The sequence below is a fragment of the Demequina sp. genome (genome assembly GCF_047975725.1).
In the GTDB taxonomy this organism is placed as follows: Bacteria; Actinomycetota; Actinomycetes; order Actinomycetales; family Demequinaceae; genus Demequina.
Genome location: NZ_JBKEED010000010.1, coordinates 70,697 through 93,693 on the forward strand (window position 1 = coordinate 70,697; position 22,997 = coordinate 93,693).

General features: G+C 68.4%; 18 protein-coding genes. 13 read left to right on the top strand and 5 right to left on the bottom strand.

The window, feature by feature from the left end; all coding sequences use genetic code 11:
• Positions 1-74: 74 nt before the first annotated feature.
• A complete protein-coding gene (gene gcvP / locus ACK5NO_RS02365; protein ID WP_416811064.1) occupies positions 75-2,927 on the bottom strand; it encodes an aminomethyl-transferring glycine dehydrogenase in 2,853 nt (950 codons plus the stop codon).
• 112 nt (positions 2,928-3,039) lie between these two features.
• On the opposite strand from gcvP, the gene ACK5NO_RS02370 reads away from it, so the two are divergent.
• The 4 genes from ACK5NO_RS02370 to ACK5NO_RS02385 all read left to right on the top strand — a co-directional run bounded on the left by ACK5NO_RS02370 (position 3,040) and on the right by ACK5NO_RS02385 (position 8,304).
• Positions 3,040-3,330 (top strand): hypothetical protein, encoded by a 291-nt coding sequence (locus ACK5NO_RS02370; RefSeq protein ID WP_416811065.1) that lies wholly within the window; start codon positions 3,040-3,042, stop codon positions 3,328-3,330.
• Between the two features lie 10 nt (positions 3,331-3,340).
• Positions 3,341-4,312: a glycosyltransferase family 2 protein gene (locus ACK5NO_RS02375; RefSeq protein ID WP_416811066.1), complete on the top strand. Its 972-nt coding sequence runs from the start codon at positions 3,341-3,343 to the stop codon at positions 4,310-4,312.
• Positions 4,313-4,513: 201 nt separating this feature from the next.
• Positions 4,514-5,614, top strand: a complete 1,101-nt coding sequence (locus tag ACK5NO_RS02380) for a 2,3-butanediol dehydrogenase (protein WP_416811067.1) — start codon at positions 4,514-4,516, stop codon at positions 5,612-5,614.
• 212 nt (positions 5,615-5,826) lie between these two features.
• The gene (locus ACK5NO_RS02385; RefSeq protein ID WP_416811068.1) at positions 5,827-8,304 is read left to right on the top strand and encodes a glycogen/starch/alpha-glucan phosphorylase; all 2,478 of its coding nucleotides are present in this window, start codon (positions 5,827-5,829) and stop codon (positions 8,302-8,304) included.
• A gap of 60 nt (positions 8,305-8,364) precedes the next feature.
• Here ACK5NO_RS02385 and ACK5NO_RS02390 read toward each other — a convergent pair whose 3' ends face one another.
• Positions 8,365-8,754, bottom strand: a complete 390-nt coding sequence (locus ACK5NO_RS02390) for an RNA-binding S4 domain-containing protein (RefSeq protein ID WP_416811069.1) — start codon at positions 8,752-8,754, stop codon at positions 8,365-8,367.
• Positions 8,755-8,838: 84 nt separating this feature from the next.
• Here ACK5NO_RS02390 and ACK5NO_RS02395 point away from each other — a divergent pair, with 84 nt between their 5' ends.
• From ACK5NO_RS02395 to ACK5NO_RS02415, 5 genes are all read left to right on the top strand, one after another.
• Complete coding sequence (locus ACK5NO_RS02395) at positions 8,839-9,483, top strand: hypothetical protein (protein WP_416811070.1); 645 nt, start codon at positions 8,839-8,841, stop codon at positions 9,481-9,483.
• Between the two features lie 24 nt (positions 9,484-9,507).
• The gene (locus ACK5NO_RS02400) at positions 9,508-10,599 is read left to right on the top strand and encodes a threonine aldolase family protein (protein WP_416811071.1); all 1,092 of its coding nucleotides are present in this window, start codon (positions 9,508-9,510) and stop codon (positions 10,597-10,599) included.
• A 98-nt stretch (positions 10,600-10,697) separates the two neighbouring features.
• The gene (locus ACK5NO_RS02405) at positions 10,698-10,979 is read left to right on the top strand and encodes a YchJ family protein (RefSeq protein WP_416811072.1); all 282 of its coding nucleotides are present in this window, start codon (positions 10,698-10,700) and stop codon (positions 10,977-10,979) included.
• 69 nt (positions 10,980-11,048) lie between these two features.
• Entirely contained in the window at positions 11,049-12,389 is a 1,341-nt protein-coding gene (locus ACK5NO_RS02410) for an anion permease (RefSeq protein ID WP_416811073.1), read from the top strand.
• Positions 12,390-12,395: 6 nt separating this feature from the next.
• Positions 12,396-12,632 carry a hypothetical protein gene (locus ACK5NO_RS02415; RefSeq protein WP_416811074.1) on the top strand — a complete coding sequence of 79 codons (237 nt, stop codon included), beginning with the start codon at positions 12,396-12,398 and terminating at the stop codon, positions 12,630-12,632.
• A 468-nt stretch (positions 12,633-13,100) separates the two neighbouring features.
• Here the strand turns inward: ACK5NO_RS02415 and ACK5NO_RS02420 are convergent, their stop codons facing one another.
• From ACK5NO_RS02420 to ACK5NO_RS02430, 3 genes are all read right to left on the bottom strand, one after another.
• Entirely contained in the window at positions 13,101-14,450 is a 1,350-nt protein-coding gene (locus ACK5NO_RS02420; RefSeq protein WP_416811075.1) for an ABC transporter substrate-binding protein, read from the bottom strand.
• A 66-nt stretch (positions 14,451-14,516) separates the two neighbouring features.
• Complete coding sequence (locus ACK5NO_RS02425; RefSeq protein WP_416811076.1) at positions 14,517-15,464, bottom strand: carbohydrate ABC transporter permease; 948 nt, start codon at positions 15,462-15,464, stop codon at positions 14,517-14,519.
• Entirely contained in the window at positions 15,457-16,395 is a 939-nt protein-coding gene (locus ACK5NO_RS02430; protein WP_416811077.1) for a carbohydrate ABC transporter permease, read from the bottom strand. The genes ACK5NO_RS02425 and ACK5NO_RS02430 overlap by 8 nt, the downstream gene beginning before the upstream one ends.
• A gap of 254 nt (positions 16,396-16,649) precedes the next feature.
• On the opposite strand from ACK5NO_RS02430, the gene ACK5NO_RS02435 reads away from it, so the two are divergent.
• The 4 genes from ACK5NO_RS02435 (at position 16,650) to ACK5NO_RS02450 (ending at position 22,926) form a co-directional block, all read left to right on the top strand.
• Positions 16,650-18,644 carry a DUF6807 family protein gene (locus ACK5NO_RS02435; RefSeq protein WP_416811078.1) on the top strand — a complete coding sequence of 665 codons (1,995 nt, stop codon included), beginning with the start codon at positions 16,650-16,652 and terminating at the stop codon, positions 18,642-18,644.
• On the top strand, positions 18,641-19,840 hold the full coding sequence (locus ACK5NO_RS02440) for a Gfo/Idh/MocA family protein (protein ID WP_416811079.1): 1,200 nt from the start codon (positions 18,641-18,643) through the stop codon (positions 19,838-19,840). The genes ACK5NO_RS02435 and ACK5NO_RS02440 overlap by 4 nt, the downstream gene beginning before the upstream one ends.
• Positions 19,837-20,838, top strand: coding sequence for an AEC family transporter (locus ACK5NO_RS02445; protein WP_416811080.1), 1,002 nt, complete (start codon positions 19,837-19,839; stop codon positions 20,836-20,838). Before ACK5NO_RS02440 ends, ACK5NO_RS02445 begins: the two co-directional genes overlap by 4 nt.
• Before the next feature lie 198 nt (positions 20,839-21,036).
• Entirely contained in the window at positions 21,037-22,926 is a 1,890-nt protein-coding gene (locus ACK5NO_RS02450; RefSeq protein WP_416811081.1) for a DUF4914 family protein, read from the top strand.
• The last annotated feature ends 71 nt before the right edge of the window (positions 22,927-22,997 follow it).

Below are 22,997 nucleotides of genomic sequence, written 5' to 3' on the forward strand. Positions count from 1 at the left end.
GACTGCCACACACTGGACGCACGCGCGCGCACCTCACCGTGTGGAACACGTCACGTCGAGGCACAGCAGCAGCATCATCCCTGGTCGGCGAACGCCTCCATCGGGGGACAGGCACACACGAGATTGCGGTCGCCGTGCACGTTGTCGATGCGGGCCACGGGCGGCCAGTACTTGTCCTGGCGAAGGGACGCCACGGGGAAGGCCGCCTGCTCACGTGAATAGGCGCGGTCCCACGTGTCGGAAACCACCGCATCGGCCGTGTGGGGAGCGTGCCGCAAGGCCGAATCCTCGACGGCGATGTCGCCACGCTCGATCGCGTCGATCTCCGCGCGAATGGTGAGCATCGCGTCGATGAACCGGTCAATCTCCGCGAGGTTCTCCGACTCCGTGGGCTCCACCATGAGCGTGCCAGCGACGGGGAAGGACATGGTGGGCGCGTGGATGCCAAAGTCGATGAGTCGCTTGGCGATGTCCTCCGCCGTCACCCCGGACGTCTTGGTCAACGGGCGGATGTCGAGGATGCACTCGTGCGCGACCAGGCCGCCGGGGCCGCGGTACAGCACCGGGTAGGCGTCGCCCAGGCGTGCCGCGACGTAGTTGGCCGCGAGCACCGCGGACTGGGTGGCGCGGGTCAGACCCTCGTGACCCATGAGCGCGATGTACGCCCAGGTGATGGGCAAGATTCCGGCCGAGCCGAACGGGGCGGCGCTGACCGGCGCTCCTCGGCGGCGCAACTCGGCAGGACGCTGAATGGTCTGGCGCAGTGCGGGCAGGTAGGGCACCAGGTGCTCCGCGACCGCGACGGGGCCCACACCGGGTCCGCCGCCACCGTGCGGGATGCAGAACGTCTTGTGCAGGTTCAGGTGCGACACGTCGCCGCCAAAGTGACCGGGCTTGGCGATTCCCACGAGCGCATTGAGGTTGGCGCCGTCGATGAACACCTGACCGCCCGCGTCGTGGACAGCGGCGCACACCTCACTCACGTGCGCCTCGTAGACCCCGTGCGTCGAGGGATAGGTGATCATCATGGCCGCCACCCGACCCTCGTGGGCCGCAATCTTGGCGTGCAGGTCTTCGAGGTCAACCTCGCCGTCGGCCGCCGTCGCCACAACGACCACGCGCAGGCCGGCCAGCGCCGCAGAGGCGGCGTTGGTGCCGTGGGCCGATGCGGGAATCAGGCACACATCACGCTCGCCCTGGCCATTGTCACGGTGGTACGCACGAATCGCGAGCAGGCCCGCATACTCGCCCTGAGCACCAGAGTTGGGCTGCACCGAGACCGCCGCGTAGCCGGTGATGTCCGCGAGCCAACTCTCAAGCTGGGCGATCATGTCGCGGTAGCCCGCCGTCTGGTCGGAGGGCGCGAAGGGGTGGATGCGCGCAAAGCCGGGCCAGCTGATGGGAGCCATCTCGACGGCCGCGTTGAGCTTCATGGTGCACGAGCCCAGCGGGATCATGGTGCGGTCCAGCGCGAGGTCGCGGTCAGACAGGCGGCGCATGTAGCGCATCAGGGAGGTTTCCGAGCGGTGCTCGTGGAACACCGGGTGCGTGAGGTACTCGCTCGTGCGGCGCAGCACACGCGGGATCGCCACGCGAGGGGCAATGTAGACGGCGTGACGCTTAGCGGCCGTGACCGCCTCCACGAGGTGGTCGATGATGTCCAGGCTCGTGACCTCGTCGCATGCGATGGCGACGTGGTCGTCGTCAACACGGCGCAGGTTGATGCGTTGTGCTGCCGCGCGCGCGATCACCGAGTCGGCCCCACCCGGGACCTGGGCGACCACCGTGTCGAAGAAGTGCTCGTGACGCAGCTTCACGCCCGCGGCGGTGAGCGCATCGGCGAGCGTGACGGCCGTGGCATGCACCTGCTGGGCGATGGCACGCAGGCCATCGGGACCGTGGTGCACCGCGTAGAAGCCCGCGACGATCGCGAGCAGTGCCTGCGCCGTACAGATGTTGGACGTTGCCCGGTCCCGACGGATGTGCTGCTCGCGGGTCTGCAAGGCGAGACGGTAGGCCGGACGGCCATCGGCATCCACACTCACGCCCACCAGGCGGCCGGGGAGCTGGCGCTCGAGGCCCTCGCGCACGGACATGAAGGCGGCGTGTGGACCACCAAAGAACAGCGGCACGCCCAAGCGCTGGGCAGATCCCACCGCGATGTCCGCACCCAACTCACCCGGCGGGGTGACCATGGTCAAAGCGAGCAGGTCGCACGCGATGGTGACCAGCGCATCGGCCGCCTTGGCGGTGGCAATCACCGCAGCGGGGTCGCGCAGCACACCCGTCACGCCTGGTTGCTGGATGACGACACCCACCAGGTCCTCGGGTGCCTCCCACCCCTCAGACAGGTCCTGAATCTCAAGGCGCATCCCGATGGCCTCAGCGCGAGCCTGCGCGACGGCGATGGTCTGCGGAAGGCACTCGGCGTCGAGGACGACGACGCCGTCCTCCTTACCCTTGACCGCGCGGCGCATGAGGAGCACCGCCTCGGCGACCGCCGTGGCCTCGTCGAGCAGTGACGCGCCGGCCACCGGCAGGCCCGTGAGGTCCGCGACCACGGTCTGGAAGTTCAGCAGCGCCTCGAGCCGGCCCTGCGAGATCTCCGCCTGATACGGCGTGTAGGCCGTGTACCAGGCCGGGTTCTCGAGCACGTTGCGCCTGATGACCATGGGCGTGATGGTGTCGAAATACCCCTGGCCGATCATCTGAATGTTGACGTGGTTGCGCTGCGCGAAGGCCTGCAGGGCGTTGAGCGTGTCGTTTTCGGTGAGCGGGTCCGGCAGCACCAGCACGTCGTCCTGACGGATCGATTCGGGAACGGCCGCCTCCGTCAGCGTCGCCAACGAGGAGTGCCCGATCGCCTCCAACATGTAGTCGGTGGCGGTCTCGTCGGGCCCGATGTGGCGATCAGCGAAGGAGGTCACTTGCCCATTGTGGCGCAAACCTCCTGGACGCGACAGGGTGCCGGGGCGCGCCGTCTCGCGGCCTGCGCCTGGCCGCCCGACTGTGCCACGATGTGGGCCAGGAGGTGCACCAATGGAGTCGCTGGTGTGCGTCGCTCTGGGCGCGATGCTGGGATACGGAGTGATCAAGGTCCACGCGCTGATTGACGGTGGCGCCTTGATCGGAATCGCCGCGGGAGCGCTCGGCGGATGGCTGGGCGCGCGCTGGTGGGGACCGTCGCTGCAAGAGCCGCTCGCCGACAGTTCCTTCGCGGGGGCCGTTGCCGGTGGCGCGATCGGTGCGGTGGCGTTCGCGCTGCTCGCGGGCATTGGCGTGGGAACCTTCAAGGCCTGGCGACGCAGTCAGGCCGCCGCGCGTCGCTAGGCTGAGCGACGTGAAACTCGTCGTCCAGGTGCCGTGTCTCAACGAGGAGGCCACCCTCGCCACGGTGCTCGAGGCCATTCCCACCCAGATTGACGGCATCGACGAGATCGAGGTGCAGGTCATCGACGACGGCTCCACGGACGCCACCGCCGCCATCGCCGCTGCCCACGGCGCCGTCGTGATCCGCCACACCCGCACCATGGGGCTGGCGCAGTCCTTCCGCGATGGGGTCGAGGCGGCGCTCGCGCGCGGCGCGGATATCGTCGTCAACACCGATGGCGACAACCAGTACCCGCAAGAGCGCATTGGCGACCTGGTCGCACCCATCCTCGCCGGCACCGCCGAGATCGTCATCGGCGACCGTCAGACCCACCAGATCGCCCACTTCTCGCCCTTCAAGAAGCGCATGCAGCGCTTTGGGTCGTGGGTGGTCAACAAGGCGGCCGGCACGCGCCTGCCCGATGCGGCCTCTGGGTTTCGCGCCTACTCCCGGTTTGCGCTGTATCGGCTCAATATCCTCACGCGCTTCTCCTACACGATGGAGACGATCATCCAGGCGGGCGATAAGCGCCTGGCGATCACCTCGGTTCCCATCGACACCAATCCCAAGACGCGCGAGTCGCGGCTGTTCGCCAACATGGGCGAGCACATGTGGCGTTCGGCTCAGGCGATCATGCGCTCGTCGGTCATGTACCGGCCGTGGCCGCTGTTCGCTTCGCTGGCGGGAATCCTGGGCTTCGTGGGGCTCATCCCGTTCGTGCGCTACGCGATCCTGGTGATGATTGGCGACCACGGCAACCACCTGCAGTCCCTCATCCTCGGCACCACCCTGCTGGTCGCGGCCGCCCTGTGTCTCGCGCTCGGCGTGATCTCAGACTTGCTCAAGTCCAACCGAATCCTCGCCGAGCAACAGCTCGAGCGCCTCAAGGAGCAGCAGTACGGTCCGGCCGTCTCCGCAGCCGACCGTGCTGCGGGCCGCTAGGCACTGCCCGGCCATCGCCATCCACCCCCGGATCGGCGCGTCGCCCGGCGCGTCGCGTGGTCTTGCTCACATTGCGGACTCGATAGTCCGATACGCGTTCGCCTAGGACCAAAGTCCCGCTTAGCCTGCCTAGAGTCCCCACCCCCGGATTCCCCGATAGGCGGCCCCACCCCACGGCCGCCCGAGCAAGGAGGCTCACCCATGCCTATGAAGGCTGTCGTGCTGCACGGCAAAGAAGACGTTCGCATCGACGAACTCGACATCCCCACCCCCGGCCCCGGCCAGGTCCTGGTACGCAATGCCTACAGCGGCATCTGCGGCTCCGACCTGCACGCCGTCTGGGCTCCTGAGTCGCTCGGGCTCAGCCACGACGTTCCCCACCCCATCACCGGCTCCACCATGCCGCAGGTGTTGGGCCACGAGTTCTCCGCCACCGTCGTCTCGCTCGGCGAAGGCGTCGAAGGTCTGAGCGTTGGCGACAACGCCGCGGTGTACCCGGGATACGGCTGCGACAAGTGCCTCGCGTGCCTGGCCGGACGCCCCAACGCCTGCGCGATCATGAGCTCACTCGGTCTCGCGGCCGAGGCTGGCGGCATGTCCGAGTACGCCGTGATCGACGCCCACCGCCTGCACGTGCTGCCCGAGGGCATCGACCTCAAGATGGGTGCGCTCGTCGAGCCCATGGCCGTTGCCTGGCACGCGGTGCAGCGCGCCATCCTCACCCCCGACTCGACCGTCCTGATCGCGGGCGCCGGCCCCATCGGCATCGGCTTGTTCTTTGCCCTCAAGGCTCGCGGCATCACCAAGGTGCTGGTGTCGGAGCCGAGCGACGAGCGTCGCGCCCTCATCGCGTCGTTTGGCGCGAAGGTCATGAACCCCATCACCGCTGACCTCCAGGCCGAGGTCCTGCTCATGAGCGACGGCCTGGGCGCCGACGCGACCTTCGACGCCGCGGGCGTGGCACCCGCCTTCCAGGCGTGCCTCGACGCGCTCGGCCCCACCGGGCGCCTGGTCGTCGTCGCCATTCACGAGCAGCCGATGCAGGTGCCCGGCCTCCAGCTCAACATGGGCGAGATCGACATCGTTGGCGCCATGGGCTACCTGCCCGAGGACTTCGACGCGGTCATCCAGGCGATGGCTGACGGCGTCTACATCACCGAAGGCTGGGTCTCCGTGACCGACTTCGACGGCGTGATGGACGCGATGGAGGGCCTGCGCAAGGGCCAGGGCGCCAAGGTGCTCGTCTCCGCACGCGGCCTCGAGGACACCGCCCCCGCGCTGGAAGCGGCCGCTACCGCGTAGCCGCGGACCCCGGCTCCGCCGCGTTGGGCAGGCACCCACCTGCCCAACGCGGCGGCTCCTTGCCGAGCCAGCCCGCGCATCGTCCCTGCTAGAAGCGCCCGCTTGCGGGGCCTGTTCCCACCTCGCGCGACTCGCGGGTGCGATGTTTCTCACAGGTAAAACTGTGACGAACGGCCTCCCTGGACAGCGATGTCAACGTTTACATTGGGCGTATGAACGACATGTCCCCGCCCGTTGCGGCACCCGAGCACACCGTAGAGAGCTTCACCCGCGCCTTCTTGCGCGAACTCAACTTCGGCCAAGGGGTGGACCTTGACCGTGCCTCCGACAACGATCGCTACCTCGCGCTCGCCCGCACCGTCCGTCACTACCTGATGACGCGCTGGCTTGAGACGGCGCGCAACCAGCACCGCGACCAGGCCAAGACCGTCGCGTACCTGTCCGCCGAGTTCCTGCTCGGCCCCCAGCTCGAGAACGCCATGCTCGCGGCGGATCTCGACGACATCGCCCAGGAGTCCCTCGCCGGACTCGGCATCGACCTGGCCGAGGTGTGCCGCTCCGAGATCGAGCCCGGCCTCGGCAACGGTGGCCTTGGGCGCCTGGCCGCGTGCTTCATCGACTCGCTCGCGACCCTCAACGTGCCGAGCATCGGCTACGGCATCCGCTACGAGTACGGCATCTTCCGCCAGACCTTCGAGAACGGTCGCCAGGTGGAAAAGCCGGACCACTGGCTGCGCCTGGGCTCCCCGTGGGAGCTGCCGCACCCGGAGAACGCCGTCGAGGTGTGCTTTGGCGGCACCACCGCGAGTGCCGATGCTGGTTCGCCCGACGCCCGCACCTGGACCCCCGAGCTGCGCGTCACCGCGATCCCCTACAACTACATGGTTCCTGGCTACCGCAACGGCCGCGTCAACACGCTGCGCCTGTGGAGCGCTCGCGCCATCGAGGGCTTCAACCTCCAGGAGTTCAACGAGGGCGACTACGTCGAGGCCGTGCGGTCGCGCACATTCGCGGAGAACATCTCCAAGGTGCTGTACCCCGAGGACTCGACGCCGCAGGGCAAGGAACTGCGCCTGCAGCAGCAGTACTTCTTCGTGGCCGCATCGCTGCGCGACTTCATCGAGACCGTGTTGCCCGAGGACTACGACCTTCACCGCCTGCCCGAGCGCATCACGTGGCAGCTCAACGATACCCACCCCGTCATCGCGGTGCCCGAACTCATGCGCCTGCTGATCGACGAGCGCGGCTGGTCGTGGGACGAGGCCTGGGACGTCACCCAAAAGGTCTTCGCCTACACGTGCCACACCCTGCTGCCCGAGGCGCTTGAGGTGTGGCCCGTCGACCTGCTGGGCCGCCTGCTCCCGCGCCACCTCGAGATCATCTACCGCATCAACGAGCAGTTCCTCGAGGAGGTGCGCGCCGCGTACCCCGGCGACGAGCTGCGCGTGCGCCGCATGTCCATCATCGCCGAGCACCCCGTGCGTGCCGTGCGCATGGCACACCTGGCCACCGTGGCCGGCTTCAAGGTCAACGGCGTCGCCGCGCTGCACTCGCAGTTGCTGGCCGACAAGGTGCTGACCGACTTCGCTCAGCTGTGGCCGGAGAAGTTCACCAACGTCACCAACGGCGTCACGCCGCGACGGTTCGTGCGCCTGTCCAACCCCCAGCTCTCGGACCTCATCACCGAGGCGATCGGCGACGGCTGGGTCACCGACCTCGAGCGGCTGCGGGAACTTGAGCCGCTCGCCGACGACGCGGAGTTCCGTCGCCGTTTCCGCGAGATCAAGGGCGCCAACAAGCGTCGCTTCCAGGACGTGCTCCACGCCCGCGACGGCATCGAGATCGCCGGCGACGCGATGATCGATGCGATGGTCAAGCGCCTGCACGAATACAAGCGCCAGTCCCTCAAGTTGCTGCACATCGTGTCGCTGTACGAGGGCATTCAGTCCGGCCGCGTGCGGCTCGAGGACGTCACGCCGCGCACCTTCGTGTTTGGCGCCAAGGCGGCGCCGGGCTACGTACGCGCCAAGGAGACCATCGAACTCATCAATGCGGTGGGCGCCACGATCAACGCCGATGCGTCCCTTGAGGGCCGCTTGAAGGTCGCCTTCCCTGCGAACTACAACGTCACGCTCGCCGAGACGCTGATCCCGGCTGCCGACCTGTCCGAGCAGATTTCGCTCGCCGGCAAGGAGGCCTCGGGGACGGGCAACATGAAGTTCGCCCTCAACGGCGCGCTGACCATCGGCACGGACGACGGCGCGAACGTCGAGATCCGCGAACTGGTGGGAGACGACAACTTCTTCCTGTTCGGCATGGACGAGCCCGCTGCGGCCGCACTCCAGGCCGGCGGCTACGACCCGGGCGCCGTCTACGAGACCGACCCCGAACTGAAGGCGGCCCTCGACCTGATCGCGTCTGGCGCGTTCACCGGCGGCGACCGTGGTGGCGCCGTGGCGTCGATCTTCGCCTCGCTCACCGAGCGGGACCGCTTCATGGCGCTCGCCGACTTCCGTTCCTACGTGGACGCCCAGGCTCGCGTCGACGTGGCCTACACCGACTACGAGGCGTGGTCGCGCTCAGCGGTGCTCAACATCGCGCGCACCGGCTTCTTCAGCTCGGACCGCTCCATCAAGGACTACCTGGACCGCATCTGGGGCGCCAAGCCGGTGTCGCAGAACGCTTCCTAAAACCCCTGCTATCCCCCCTTCACGAGTCAAATGGATCCATTTGACTCGTGAAGGGCTGGCTTAGTCACGGCCCCTGAGCCGGTCGAGTTGGCGCCGCTCGCGCTTGGTGGGACGTCCCGTCCCCCGGTCGCGCACGCCAAACGCCGCGGGCCGCTCCGCCTTGGGCGGCGGCGGCGGCGAGTGGTCCACGTAGGCCGCCGCTGCGACCGGAGCGCCCACGCGCTTCACGAGTAGCTGCACCACCTCGACGATCCGTACCTGCGCCGGACCGCTGGGGTGCACCACCGTCACCTCGACCCGGTCGCCCACTCTCACGGGCGTGGACGGCTTCGCGCGGTCGCCGTTGACACGTACGTGCCCCGCCTTGCATTCCGACGTCGCCTGCGAGCGAGTCTTGGCCAGGCGGACGGCCCACACCCACGCATCGGCCCTCACGCTCGACTTGTCCATGCGCACGAGGCTACGCGCCGCGGCCAGCCAGCCGGTGCATCGGCCCTGCGTGCGGGCACAGTGCGGCAGGCATAGTGTGGCCCTATGCAGACGGCGCTGGAGGCGATCGGCTGGATCGGTTCGATCCTGGTGGTGTGGTCCCTCATGCAGGCGCGCGTGCTGCGGTTCCGCTGGATGAACCTCATTGGCGCCGCGCTCGCCACCGGCTACAACGCCGCGATCGAGGTGTGGCAGTTCGCCTTCATGAACTTCGCCATCACGATCATCGACATCTATTGGCTGTGGCGCCTGTACCGCGAGGCCCACGACGAAGCGGTCTACCAGGTGCTCGCCGTCGACGCCGACAACGCGTTCCTGCGTCACCTGCTCACGGTCCACGCCAAGGACATCGCCGAGCACGAGCCGACGTTCGACATCGACTCCGACGCGGGAACGGCCGCCGGCGGCACCCGCCACACCTTCCTGGTCGTGCGCGGCGACGAGGCCGTGGGGGTGGTCGCGGTCAAGGACCTCGGCGATGGCCTGGGGCGCGTCGAACTCGACTGGGTCACCGAGCGCTTCCGCGACTTCACCCCGGGCGAGTTTGTGTACCGCGAGTCCAGCGCGCTCGCCACCGCCGGCTTCTCGCGCCTGGAAGTGCTGCCCCACCCGGGCACGGACACCGCGTATCTGGAGCGCGTGGGCTTTGCGCTCGACGACGGCAGGCTCGTGCGCACGGTCGGCGCCTGAAGCGGTGCGTGCGACACTCAGCAGGTGAGCCAAACCCGTCACTTCGCCTCCGACAACTACGCTTCCGTGCACCCCGAGGTGCTCGCCGCGATCGCTGCCGTCGACGACGGCCACGAGCCCGCCTACGGGGCCGATGCGGCTACCGCGGCTTTCGATGAGGCCGTCGCCACGGTCTTTGGGGCCGATGCGGTGGGCTATCCCGTGTTCAATGGCACCGGCGCCAACGTGGTCTCCCTCATGGCGCTATCGCCCCGCTGGGGCGGGGTGGTCGCCTCCGAGCACGCGCATATCAACGTCGACGAGAACGGCGCCCCGGAACGGGTGGGCGGCCTGAAGATCCTTCCCGTGCCCGCGCCCGACGGTCGCCTCTCGCCCGCCTCGCTCGAACGGTGGATCGGCGACCTTGGCGACGAGCACCGCGCGCAGCCACTCGTGCTGTCGGTCACCCAGAGCACCGAACTGGGCACCGTGTACTCGCTCGACGCGATGCGGGCCCTCACCGACGCGGCCCACGCTGCCGGCATGAGGGTCCACCTTGATGGGGCTCGGATCGCTAACGCTGCGGCGGCCCTCGACGTGTCGCTCGCCGAGGCCTGCGCGGGGGCGGACGTGCTGTCGTTCGGTGGCACCAAGAACGGCGCCATGGGAGCAGAGGCCGTCGTGGTGCTCGCGCCCGATCTGCACGAGCCCCTCACCGCCGCGCTGCCGCACCTGCGCAAGGCCACGATGCAATTGGGCTCCAAGATGCGCTACACCTCGGCGCAGCTCACGGCGCTGCTGACCTCCGTGGACCACGCGGGAGTGCCGCTGTGGAAGCGCAACGCCTCCCACGCCAACGCCATGGCGGCGCGCCTGCGCGCCGCGCTCGAGCCCCTCGCCGCCGACGGCGTGCTGCGCTTCACCCAGCCCACGGAGGCGAACGCGGTGTTCGTCGAGTTGCCGCGCACCCTCGCAGCATCCCTGCGCGAGACCTTCCGCTTCTACGACTGGCAGCCCGGCACGAGCGCCGACACCGTGGAGGTGCGCCTCATGTGTGCGTGGGACACCCAGGCCGAGGACTGCGACCGGCTTGCGGCGCTTGCCGCATCTGCTGGCACCTCAGACGCGAGCCGCTAATGGCGCTGGCGTGCCCCTGCGGATCCGACGAGCCCTACCGCGACTGTTGCCGCCCGCTCCTGAGCGGGCAACGGGAGGCTACCGACGCATCGGCCCTCATGAGGTCGCGCTACACGGCGTATGTGCGCGGCGACGAGCCCTACCTGCTGCGCACCTGGCACCCCTCGACCAGGCCGCCACAGCTCGATCTGGGCGAAGTTCGCTGGCGCGGACTGGCCGTGCTGGATTTCACAGAGAATTCCGAGGATCCGCAGGCCGCAACCGTGACCTTTGTCGCACATTGGGAAGATGAGACAGGTCTACCAGGAACGATGCACGAGACGAGCAGGTTTGTGCGCGAGGATGACCGCTGGCTGTACGTCGATGGAGACGTGTCCTAGGCACCTGAAGGCCGGTATCGGCCAAAAGTCCCGTCACCGACGGTTCATCTTTCCGTCACAATGGTGGGCGTGACCGAACCAGTCCTCCTCGGTATCGTCATCGCGACTGCGCTCGCATTCGATTTCACCAACGGCTTCCACGACACGGGCAACGCCATGGCTACGTCCATTGCCACCCGTGCGCTGAAGCCTAAGCAAGCGGTGCTGTTGTCCGCTGTGCTGAACATGGTGGGTGCGTTCCTTTCGCTCACGGTAGCCGCGACCATCGCCACCGGCATCGTTGATGCCTCGATCGTCACACTGGAAGTCGTGCTCGCGGGTCTCGCGGGCGGCATCGTGTGGAATCTCATCACCTGGCTCTTTGGCATCCCCTCCAGCTCTTCGCACGCCCTCGTGGGTGGTGTGGTCGGAGCGGTGCTTGCCTCTGCGGGCGCCTCTGGCGTGCTGTGGACCGGACTGACCGCCAAGGTGCTCATCCCTGCCCTCGTCGCACCGGTCGTCGCGATCATCGTCGCGGCCATTGGTACCGCAATCGTGACGCGTCTGACCAAGGACGTGCCCGAGAAGGAGAACGACAAGATGTTCCGCTGGGGCCAGATTGGCTCCGCGTCCCTCGTCTCCCTCGCACACGGCACGAACGACGCGCAGAAGTCGATGGGCATCATCCTGCTCGCGCTGATCGCTGCGGGCGCCGTGCCGGCCGACTCGTCGGTGCCCTTCTGGGTGATCGTGGCCTGTGCCTCGGCCATGGCGCTCGGCACCTACGTGGGTGGCTGGCGCGTGATCCGCACCCTCGGTAAGGGTCTGGTCGAGCTGTCGAGCCGTCAGGGCATGGCCGCCGAGACCTCGTCCGCCGCCGTGATCCTGCTCTCCAGCCACTTTGGCTACTCGCTTTCCACCACGCACGTGGCGACCGGCTCGATCCTGGGTTCCGGCGTGGGTATGAAGGGCGCCTCGGTGCGTTGGTCGGTGGCCGGCCGCATGTTCGCCGCGTGGCTCATCACCGTCCCGTCCGCCGCCCTCGTGGGTGCGCTGTGCTACTCGCTCGACACCGCCTTTGGTGGCGGCACCACCGGCTCGTACGTCGTGTTCGGCGTGCTCGTTGCCGTGGCGGGACTCATCTACTGGGCCTCGCGCCGCAAGCCCGTCAACCACTCCAACGTGAACGACGAGTGGGACCCGCACCTGGACCGCGAGGCCTACATCGCCGAGTCCGTCGCGTCGCACCGCCCCGAGGTCATGCGCGTCAAGCGCAAGCACCTCAAGAAGTCCAAGAAGCGTGCCGCCAAGGCAGAAGCAGCCGAGCTCGCTCGACTGGAGGCCGAAGCGGCCGCCGAGGCGGAGCACATCGCTCACGAATCGCTCGATGCCGATCCGGCCCATGCTCGACGCAAGGACAAGGGAGAGTAGCGGCTCATGGACAAGTACATCGAGTGGGACGCCCTCGCCAACATCCTGGTCGTCGGCACCCTGGTGGGCGCCGGCCTTCCCGCGCTCTTCGCCATCGGCGTGCGCGTGCTCGCCGGTCCGGACTCCCGTGGCGCTGATGGGCACGTCACCACGGGCCGCAAGGTCATCGCGTGGGCGTGCTTTGGCGTCGTGATCCTCGCGGTGTTCGCCGCGATCGCCTTCTTGGTCTCTGGCGGGCACTAGGCCGGGCGCGGCGCTGCGGCGTGAGCCTGCGCCGCTGCCCCTGCCCTCGCCTCACCCACTGACCCCACCCCGCCCCCTCCCCCCTGGGTTCGCGTAGATGTCGCCCACTTTTGCGCGCCCGCTGCGTCCTACGTGTAGATCTGGGCGCGCGGTGAGTGGCTCGCGGTCAATGGCTTGGGGTGGCGGGCGCGGCGTGGCGGGCGCGGCGTGGCGGGCGCTACGTGGCCGGTCTCGGTGACGGCGCAGCACGGCCTGCGGCGGCCGTGGTCCTGGTCTACGCGGAGAACGCGCGGCGTTGCCAGAAGTGGTCCTGGTCTACGCGAACGCCGAGGAGGTGGGGGCGACGGCGCGGGCTCGCGAGGGTCGGGCTCACGAGGGGCGGGGCTCGCGGGCGCGGCGTACGAGAACGGGCCCGAACACGACGGAGGGCCCCCAGCGAACTGGGGGCCCTCCGGGTTCAGCGGGGACCTACTGGTTGATCACCGACTCCACCTCGATGCGCCACTGAGCGGCGGCATCGGCGGGGGTGAGGGTGTCGAACAGCACCTGCTCGTTGATACGGCCGGTGATCTCGGGAACGTCCGCGGCGCCGGTGGGCGGTGCGGGCGGGCCGTCGACGATCTCCGGGCCAATCGCTGCGAGGAATTCAGCGGCCTGCTGCTCGAGCGGCGAGAGCTTGTCCGCAACGGCGGCGCGCACGTCGGTGTTGGCGTTCAGACCGCGGTCGGAGAGGATGAGCGCTCCGGCCTCTTCGTCGTTGAGCAGGAAGTCCACGAAGCGGGCGGCCGCCTCGGGGTGCTCGGTGTCCTTGGCGATCGAGTAGAACATCGCGGGCTTGTAGTACAGGCCCGTGCGCTCGAACTCGGACTCGCCCGGAGGACGCAGCAGGACAAGGTCGCGTCCAGCGGCCTCGGAGATGGCACCCAGCTGGTTGGTCCACCAGAAGCCCATCGCGCCGGTGTTGGTACCCAGCAGCGACTGCTCCGGTCCACCCTCGGCGATCTCGACGCTACGGGCAGCGTCAGGCATGGCGCCGGACGCACGCAGGTCCGCCTGGTCCTGCCACCACTGAGCGAGAACGTCGTCTTCGTATCCCAGCGATCCGTCGTCGGCGTACAGCGACTGGCCATGCTGGCGGGCGTAGATGTTGAAGCCCGCCTCGTTGCCGCCGTAGTCCTGGATGCCGTACATGCCGTCACCCAGCGCCTCGGAGATCTCCGTCGCGATGTTCTTGAAGTCCTCCCACGTCCAGGTGGTGTCGTCCGGCATCTCGACGCCCGCGTCAGCGAACATCTGAGGGTCGGCCACGATGACGTAGGCGTTGATGCCAGTGGAAATGCCCGACAGCTGGCCGTCGATGGTGCCCGAGGTGAGCACGCTCGCGTCGATCTTGCTGGTGTCGATGTCGAGCGACGCGAGGTCGGCGACCACGCCACGGTGCGCGTAGTCGGTCAGGTAGCGCTCTTCCTGGGTCATGACGTCGGGGGTGTCGCCACCGGCCACGGTGGTGGCCAGCTTGTCCCAGTAGCCGCCCCAGTCGGTGAAGTCGGGGGTGACCGTGATGTCGGGGTTCTTCTCCTCGAACAGGTCGATGACCTGCTGGGTGAGCTCGTGACGGGCGTCGGAGCCCCACCACGAGAACCGGATCTCAACCTGCTCACCGGCGGGGGTCTCGGTGCCCGTCGTGTCGGAGGTGCCGGCCGGCTCCTCCGGGTCGCTGGAGCACGCAGCCAGGGCGAGCGCGCCCACGGCGAGCCCGGCGCCTGCGCGCCACCAGAGCTTCTGCGAGCGACTGTGCTCGCGGAACTTTCCTTCCATACTTCCCTCTCCTTTGGTTCGAACTTCGTTGTTCTTCGGTGGACTAGCCGCCCTCTGGGAGCCCTGCTACTTGATTCCCGTCGTGGCGATGCCCTTGACGAGGTACTTCTGGCCGAACAGGAAGACCAGAAAGATCGGAATGAGCGAGACCAGCGACATCGCGAACAGCGCGCCCCAGTTGCTCTCTCCCGTCGAGTCCCTGAATGTGCGCAGCGCGAGTGGCACCGTGTACATGTCTGGGTCGACCAGGAAGATCAATTGACTGAAGAAGTCGTTCCACGTCCAGATGAACGTGAAGATCGCCGTGGTCGCAAGCGCGGGCAGCGACAGCGGCAGCATGATCTGGAAGTAGATGCGGCCGTGACCGCAGCCGTCCAGGCGAGCGGCCTCGTCGAGCTCCTTCGGAATGCCGCGGAAGAACTGCACCATCAGGAAGATGAAGAACGCGTCCGTGGCGAGCAGCTTGGGCACAATGAGCGGCAGGAACGTGTTGATCCAGTCCAGCTGGTTGAACAGGATGTACTGCGGCACGATGATCACGTGGATGGGCAGCATGATCGACATCAGCATGATGGCGAACCACAGGTTGCGACCGCGGAACTCCAACCGCGCGAAGGCGTACGCGGCCATGGAGCACGACACGAGGTTGCCGATGAGCGATCCCGCGACGATGATCGCCGAGTTGATCAGGTAGTGGTCGAACGAGTGCAGCAGCGCTGACCAGCCGTCGGTGTAGTTGGCGAGCGTGTACTCGGAGGCGAGCAAACCCGGCTCACGGAAGATCAGGGCGTTGGGCTTGAAGGAGCTCGCGATCATCCACAGCAACGGATAGAGCATGATCGCGCCGAACGTGATCAGTCCCAGGTGCTTGAGGAACGAGCGCACTCGGCCACGCCACGGGGACGCCTTGGCCTGGGGCTCGGGATAGCGTTGCGCAATCTCGGCGACGGTCGGCTTCGCTGGCCCGGCAGGCGCGACGGCGGGTGCGGGCTCGCGCACGGATGACTTAGTCATTGTAGAAAACCCAATACTTCGAGGCGAGGAAGTTGACGGCGGTCATGCCGGCGACGATGGCTAGCAGCAGCCAGGCCATCGCGGAGGCGTAGCCCATATCGAGGGACGCAAAGCCCTTCTGGTACAGGTAGAGCGTGTAGAACATCGTCGAGTCGGCGGGCCCACCGGTGCCGCCACTGACCACGTACGCCTGCGTGAAGCTCTGGAACGCGTTGATGACCTGCAGCACCAGGTTGAAGAAGATGATGGGCGTCAGCAACGGGATGGTCACGGAGCGGAACTGGCGCCACTTGCCCGCGCCGTCGATCGAGGCCGCCTCGTAGTACATCTGCGGGATCTGGCGCAGGCCCGCGAGGAAGATGATCATCGGCGCGCCAAAGGTCCAGATGTTGAGGATCATCAGCGTGCCGAGCGCGTAGTCGGGGTGGGAGACCCAGCCCTCGCCCTGGATACCGAACAGCGACAGGAACCCGTTGACCAGGCCATCGGCGCCAAACACCTGGCGCCACAGCAGCGCGATCGCGACCGAGCCACCCAGGAGCGAGGGCAGGTAGTAGATCGAGCGGTAGATCGCCAGGCCGCGCAGTCCCCTGTCGAGCACGAGCGCGAGTGCGAGCGCCGCCGCCAACTGCAGGGGCACCGAGATGAACACGTAGGTGAAGGTCACCTTGAGCGCGTTCAGCAGGCGCGGGTCGTCAAACAGTCGCGTGTAGTTCTCGAGCCCGGTCCACTGCGGGGGCTGCAACAGGCTGTAGTCCGTAAAGGACAGGTACAGCGACGCGATCATGGGGCCCGCGGTGATCAGCACCAGCCCCACAAACCACGGCAACAGGAACAGGGCGGCGGCCTTGCCGTCACCTCTGTGGAGGGCCGACTTGTACTTCTTGCCGTTGGCGCCCTTCATTCCACGCAGCTCACCGACGATAGCCACGCGTCACCTCCCCTACTGGGATGCCTGCGTGGCATCGTTCATGGCTCTTCACCATGGAACCCTCCGGATCATCGTTGATCTGGTCGGATCACCGCATCGTTTGATACCGTGAAACCGCTTTCCAGTTGCGAACGTACCACATGGGAAAACGGTTGCCCAGTAGTGTACGGTCACAGCTAGGAAACGAAGCTCGCTGGCGCGAGACGGCCGCAATGGGGCGGACGAGGGAAAGCCGACGAGACAATGGAGGGCCCATGCCGAAGGTAGGCAGCCGGCGCCCGTCCGTGACCATCGCGGACGTCGCTGAGGCCGCTGGCGTGTCGCGCGCCACGGTGTCGCGCGTCATGAACGGACGTGCCTCCGTGGACGCGCAGATCTCCGCGCGAGTGCGGGACGCGGCCACGACGCTCAAGTATCGTCCCTCGAATATCGCCAGAAGCCTGTCGCTCGGGCGCACCGAGACGGTCGCGCTCGTGGTCCCGGAACTCGCCAACCCGATGTTCCAGCACGTGCTGAGCGGTCTCACCGACGCCGCCGCACTGCACGGGTACCGCGTGCTCGTCGCGGACACCGCCCAAAGCCCCGAAGACGAGGCCGCCATCGCGCTCGAGGCGCGCCTGCGCTGCGACGCCGTGGTGCTCGTCTCCCCCCGGATGCCCGAGAGCCAGCTCATCGATCTCGTACGTCAAGCCAGCCCGGTGGTGCTGGTCAACCGGGACAGTCCCGACGCATCGGCCCCCTCGATCACCGTCAACTACCGCACGGGCGCTGCGGCCGTCGTGCGGCACCTGGTCGACCTCGGGCACCGCCGCGTGGTCTACCTTGCCGGGCCCACGGGCTCCATCTCTGACGCCCGCCGGCGCGAGGGCCTCCACGAGGTCGCCGCAGCCGTCGCCGACCTCGACATCGTGGAAGTCCCAGGCGGCGCCACGGTGGCGGCTGGCTACGGAGCCCTGCACCGCGTGCTCGCGACCCGCGCCACTGCAGTCGTGGCGTTCAACGACCTGGCCGCCTTTGGCCTGCTCGCGGCGCTCAACCAGGCGGGCGTCGCGGTCCCCGGCGACCTGTCGGTGACGGGCTTCGATGACATCGAGCTCGCGCAGTACTCGACCCCCTCCCTCACCACCGCAGCCGTGCCCCAGCATGAGCTCGGCCGTCACGCTTGGCAGGAGTTGCACGCAGTGATCAACGCTCAGGACGACCACGCCTCCGCAGCCACGTGCTTCGAGCCCCGGCTTGAGGTGCGCGCGAGCACGGGCCCCGTACCGCGATCCGTGGCGGACGGAGGCCTGGCCCCCATCGCCCCTGAGCACGACACTCCGCTCGCTGCGCCTGCCACCGTCAGGAGCGCCGATGCGCGAGAGGCCTCCGCAGTACCCGCCACCCCACGCTGGCGCAGGGATGGCGACGCTGCCGTGCTCGAGTGGTCCCAGGAGCCGCTCGCTCGCTACGAGGCGGGAGACCGCCTGCCTCCCGTTCACTCGCGACGGCCGTTCCTGCACCCCGTGCACACGCTCGGCGGAGTCGTGGTCACCGATTCAGGACCGCTCGACCACCGCCACCACTACGGCGTGTCCATGGCCGTGCCTGACGTCAACGGGACCAGCTACTGGGGTGGACGCACCTTCGTGCGCGACGTGGGCCCCACGCTGCTGGACAACCACGGCCGCCAGGTCAGCGCTGGAGCCTGGGTCGACGCCCAAGACGCCCACGTACTTCACGACGCCGTGCGCTGGCACGACGCCGACGACGTCCCCCAACTCGAGGAGAACCGCACTCTCAGCGCCCACCTGGTCGACGACACGGCATGGGCACTCGCGTGGCGTTCGGTGTTGCGCGCCGACCACGGCGCCGTGACCATCGGCTCGCCTGCCACCAACGGCCGTCCCGGCGCGGGTTACGGCGGCTGGTTCTGGCGCCTGCCCATCAGCGACAGCTCCGCGGTGCTCAGCGAGCACGGTGAGGGCGAGCAGGCCGCGCACGGCTCGACCTCGCGCTGGCTCGCCTTCGTGCAGCGCCGTGGCGACGTCACGAGCACGTGGCTCGCCCTCCAGCACGGCAGGCCCCGGCCGTGGTTTGTGCGCGCGGCCGAGTACCCCGGTGCCGGGCCAGCGCTGGCGTGGGACGAGCCGCTCAAGGTGCCCGCTGGTGGCACCGTGGAGGTGGGACTCACCACTGTCCAGGTGGACGGGGCTCTCACCCTTCAGGAGGCCGCCGCGCTCGCCGCGCGCGTCGGGGACGTGCGGTGACGGCAACCACGACGGCCCCCGCGGTCGCCCTGGTCGGCATCCATGGTCACGGCGCCTCACACCTGAGCCGCCTGCGCGAACTGGCCGCGGCGGGCACGGTCCGCTTGTGCGCACTGGTTGATCCGCGCCCACTCGCGCGCGAGGGTGCGCCCGCGACGGGCGGGCCCGCGGGGCCCCGTCACGGGTCCGATGCGGTGGGCATCGGCGCTCCGTGGTTTCCCACGCTCGGCGACCTGCTGTCCGCCCCCGAGCCAGAGGTCCGCCCGGACATCGTCGTGCTGTGCACGCCCATCCACACCCACCTGTCGCTCGCCTCGGCGGCCATGCGCGCGGGCGTGGACGTGCTGCTCGAGAAGCCCACCACCGCCTCGCTCGCCGAGCACACCGAGCTTGTGAAAGTGGCCGACGAGACCGGCCGGCTGTGCCAAGTGGGATTCCAGAGCTTTGGCTCTCACGCGCTCCGCGCGATTGACCGCATGGTCGCGGACGGTGACATTGGCGAGGTCACCGGTGTGGGTGGGATCGGCCTGTGGGTGCGCACTGCGGCCTACTACGAACGGGCTCCGTGGGCGGGGCGGCGCCAACTCGATGGCCGCGACGTCATCGACGGAGTGGTCACCAATCCCCTCGCTCACGCGGTCGCGACGGCGCTGCGCGTGGCCGGCGCCACCCGTTCGGCCGACGTGGTCGACGTGGTGGTCGACCTGTATCACGCACACCCCATCGAGGCCGATGACACCTCGTCGGTGCGGGTCGTCACGTCCACAGGGCTGCGCGGTGGCTTTGGGCTCACCCTGTGTGCACCCGAGCGCGAGCCCGCCCGGGTGATGGTGTACGGCACCAAGGGCCGCATCGAACTCGCCTACGAGACCGACCGGGTTCGTGTGGTCACCGACACCGTCGACGTGGTCAAGGACTACGGGCGCGACGGCCTGCTCGAGGACCTCATCGCGGCACGCCGCGATCCCTCGCGCGCCCTCGCGTGCGACGTGCGCGACACGGGCGCGTTCATGCGCGTCATGGAGGCGGTACGCACCGCGCCAGACCCGCGGCCCATTGGCGACGAGCACGTGACCTGGCACGGGGAGGGCGGCGAACGTCGCCCCGAGATCAAGGACATTGGGCGGTGGTGCGAGGCCGCGGCCAGCCAGGCACGCACCTTCGCCGAACTCGGCGCCCCCTGGACCCACGGTTGACGGACGTCCTCGCAGCGCTGGCCACCATGGCGGCGGTGATCGCCGCCGGGTGGCTGATCCAGGCGCGCGGATGGCTCCCGCCGCATGCGCGCGAGGTGCTCGCAACCGTGTGCTTCAGCGTCGCAGGGCCGGCTCTGCTGCTGGGCACAGTCGCGCGCGCTGATCTGGACAGGCTCGCGTCCACCGGCGCGGCGGTGACGTGGGGCACGACCCTGGTGCTGGCCCTGGTCCTGGCCGCGATCGCCCGATGGGGGCTGCGCCTGCCCACCGGCCGCGCCACCATCACCGTGCTGTCGGGCTCGTACGTCAACGCGGGCAACCTGGGCATCCCGCTCGCGGTGTACCTCTTTGGCGACGCCCTTGCCGTGGTGCCCACCATGCTTGTGCAACTGCTCGTGATGGGGCCCGTGTCGTTCGCGATCCTCGACCGGGCGCGCGATGCGTCACCTGTGCGCGGCACGGCCTTTCGCGGGGACGATGCGCTGGCCGGCGAGGGCGACGCCGCCGCGCCACGGCGGCCTCACCCCCTGAGAACGGCCCTGTCGAATCCGCTCACGGTGGGAGCGCTCATCGGGCTCGCGCTGGCCCTGCTGCCCTGGCAGATCCCCGACGTCGTGCTCGAGCCCTTCGAGCTCGTGGGAGCGGCTGCCCCACCCCTGGCCCTACTCACGCTGGGGATGTCACTCGTGGGCGCATCGGCCGTCACCTCGGCCACGGGTACGGGGGGCGCACGCGAACGCATGGCGGGCCCCATGCTGCTTGCCGGGATCTCGCGAGCCGTGGTGCACCCGCTGCTCACGTGGGCAGTCGGCATGGCTGTGGGCCTCGACGGGACCGCACTGGCCGTGGTGGTGGCCATGGCGGCGTTGCCCACCGCGCAGAACGTGGTCGTGTTTGCCACGCGCTACCGCTGCTCGGTCGATCTGGCGGCGCGCGCGTGTCTCCTCACGACCGCCCTGTGCGGCCCAGTGTTGATCGTGGTCTCGGCGCTGCTCTAGTTGCACCCAACTGCGTGCTGCTGGGACATGAGTGCCACATTTGCCCCAAAAGTGACACTCATGTCCCACCACGCCACCAGTCCAGCGCGCGCAGGCCCGTGACCTACGTCCCTTTTACCCTTCCTTTTACATAGGCAGACTCACCCGGGGGGAGCACCATGCCTTGTGGTGCCGCCATGCACGTCGAAGGAGGCGAAAATGCTGGACCAGATCACCCTTGCACCGGAGGTGCGCGCCGCGCTTGAAGCGGCCCCGTCGCTCACGATCCCTGCCACGAGGGAGGAGCTGTACACGCTCTCGCTCGGGCCCGAGGGCGGCCCTCAGTTCTCGGTGGACTACGACGTCGACGGCGAGATCGTGACCGAAGCGACGGTCACGCGCTGCCGCAACGGCATGGCGGTCAACTACCCCGAGGACTACATGCGCCGGCGCGACCCGCAGTGCATGGTCATCGCGGACAGCCGTCCCACGGACAAGACCCGCTTCGCTGACCGGTTCGGCCACTCTTTCGCGGACACCCGCCACGACACCCTCACCTGGCTGTCTAAGCAGGACCTGGTCGTCGTGCCGTTCAAGGCCGGCGGCCTCACCTACGGCTCGCCGTCGCTGGCCATCGTGCCCGTCAACTCGGCGTTCTTCGCGACCGCCCTCGTGGACCTGCAGGGCTGGGTGACGCTCGACGAGCTTGGCCCGTTTACGCCGCGCTCGATCTTGTACGTCGCGCCGCCGTTCCGTCACACCCACTTTGACGGCAAGCAGGTGGTGGTCCACGACCGCTCCGAGACGCTGCACGAGATCTTCGCGTACAACCTGTACCCGGGTCCCAGCGCCAAGAAGGGCGTGTTCTCCGTGCTGCTCGACATTGGTGAGCAGGAGGGCTGGATCACCGCCCACGCCTCGTCGGTGCGTGTCACCACGCCGTACGACAACGAGACCGTGATCATGCACGAGGGCGCCTCTGGTGGCGGCAAGTCGGAGATGTGCCAGGACCTTCGCCGCGAGGACGACGGCCGCATCCTGCTGGGCACCAACGTCGTCACCGACGAGCCGTATCTGGTGACCCTGTCGGAGACCTCCGACCTGTCGCCCGTCACCGACGACATGACGCTGTGCCACAAGGACATCCAAGACGACTCTGGTCGCCTGGTGGTCGCGGACGCCGAGGACGGCTGGTTTGTGCGCGTCGACGGTCTCAAGAACTACGGCGAGGACCCTCACTTCGAGCGCGCGGTCATCCACCCCGACACCCCGTTGGTGTTCTTCAACATCGATGGCGTGGCCGACGCGACCGTCCTGCCCTGGGAGCACACCCTCGACTCCACCGGCAAGCCGTGCCCCAACCCGCGTGTGGTGATTCCCCGTCGCATGATCGAGGACGTCATCGATGAGCCCCAGGCCGTCGACGTCCGCACCTTCGGCGTGCGCATGCCCGCATGTACGCGTGAGACGCCGTCCTACGGAATCATGGGCATGACCCACTTTGTGCCGCCCGCCATCGCCTGGCTGTGGCGCCTGATCGCCCCTCGTGGCGACAAGAACCCCTCGATCGGTGAGGCCGCCGATGCGGTCAAGACCCTCGAGCACGGCGGCATGGTCTCGGAGGGCGTGGGCTCGTACTGGCCGTTCTCGACGGGCACCCAGGTGGAAGCGGCGAACCTGTTGCTACGCCAGCTCACCTCCGCTCACCGCACGCGGTACGTGCTGACCCCCAACCAGCACATCGGCGCGTACAAGGTGGGCTTCTCCGCCGAGTGGCTCACGCGCGAGTGGCTCGCCCGTAAGGGCGGCGGCCGCATGCGTGCGGACCAGCTCGCGCCTGCTCGCTGCGCGCTGTTCGGGTACGCGCCCAAGGAGATCTCGCTCGACGGCCAGCCGGTGCGCCGTACGCTGCTGCGCCCTGAGACGCAGTCGCAGGTGGGCCTCGAGGCCTACGACGCTGGCTGCGCGATCCTGACGGGCTTCTTCAAGGCGGAGCTGGCCAAGTTCCTCACCGATGACCTGGACCCGCTGGGCCGCGAGATCATCGAGGTGTGCCTGCGCGACGGCTCCGTCGAGGACTACGAGGCGCTCACGCCCATGTACCTGTAGGCGATCGTCACAGTGCCGAGGGCACGCTCCGCGCTTGCGTGGGGCGTGCCCTTTGGCATTGTCCGCCGGGC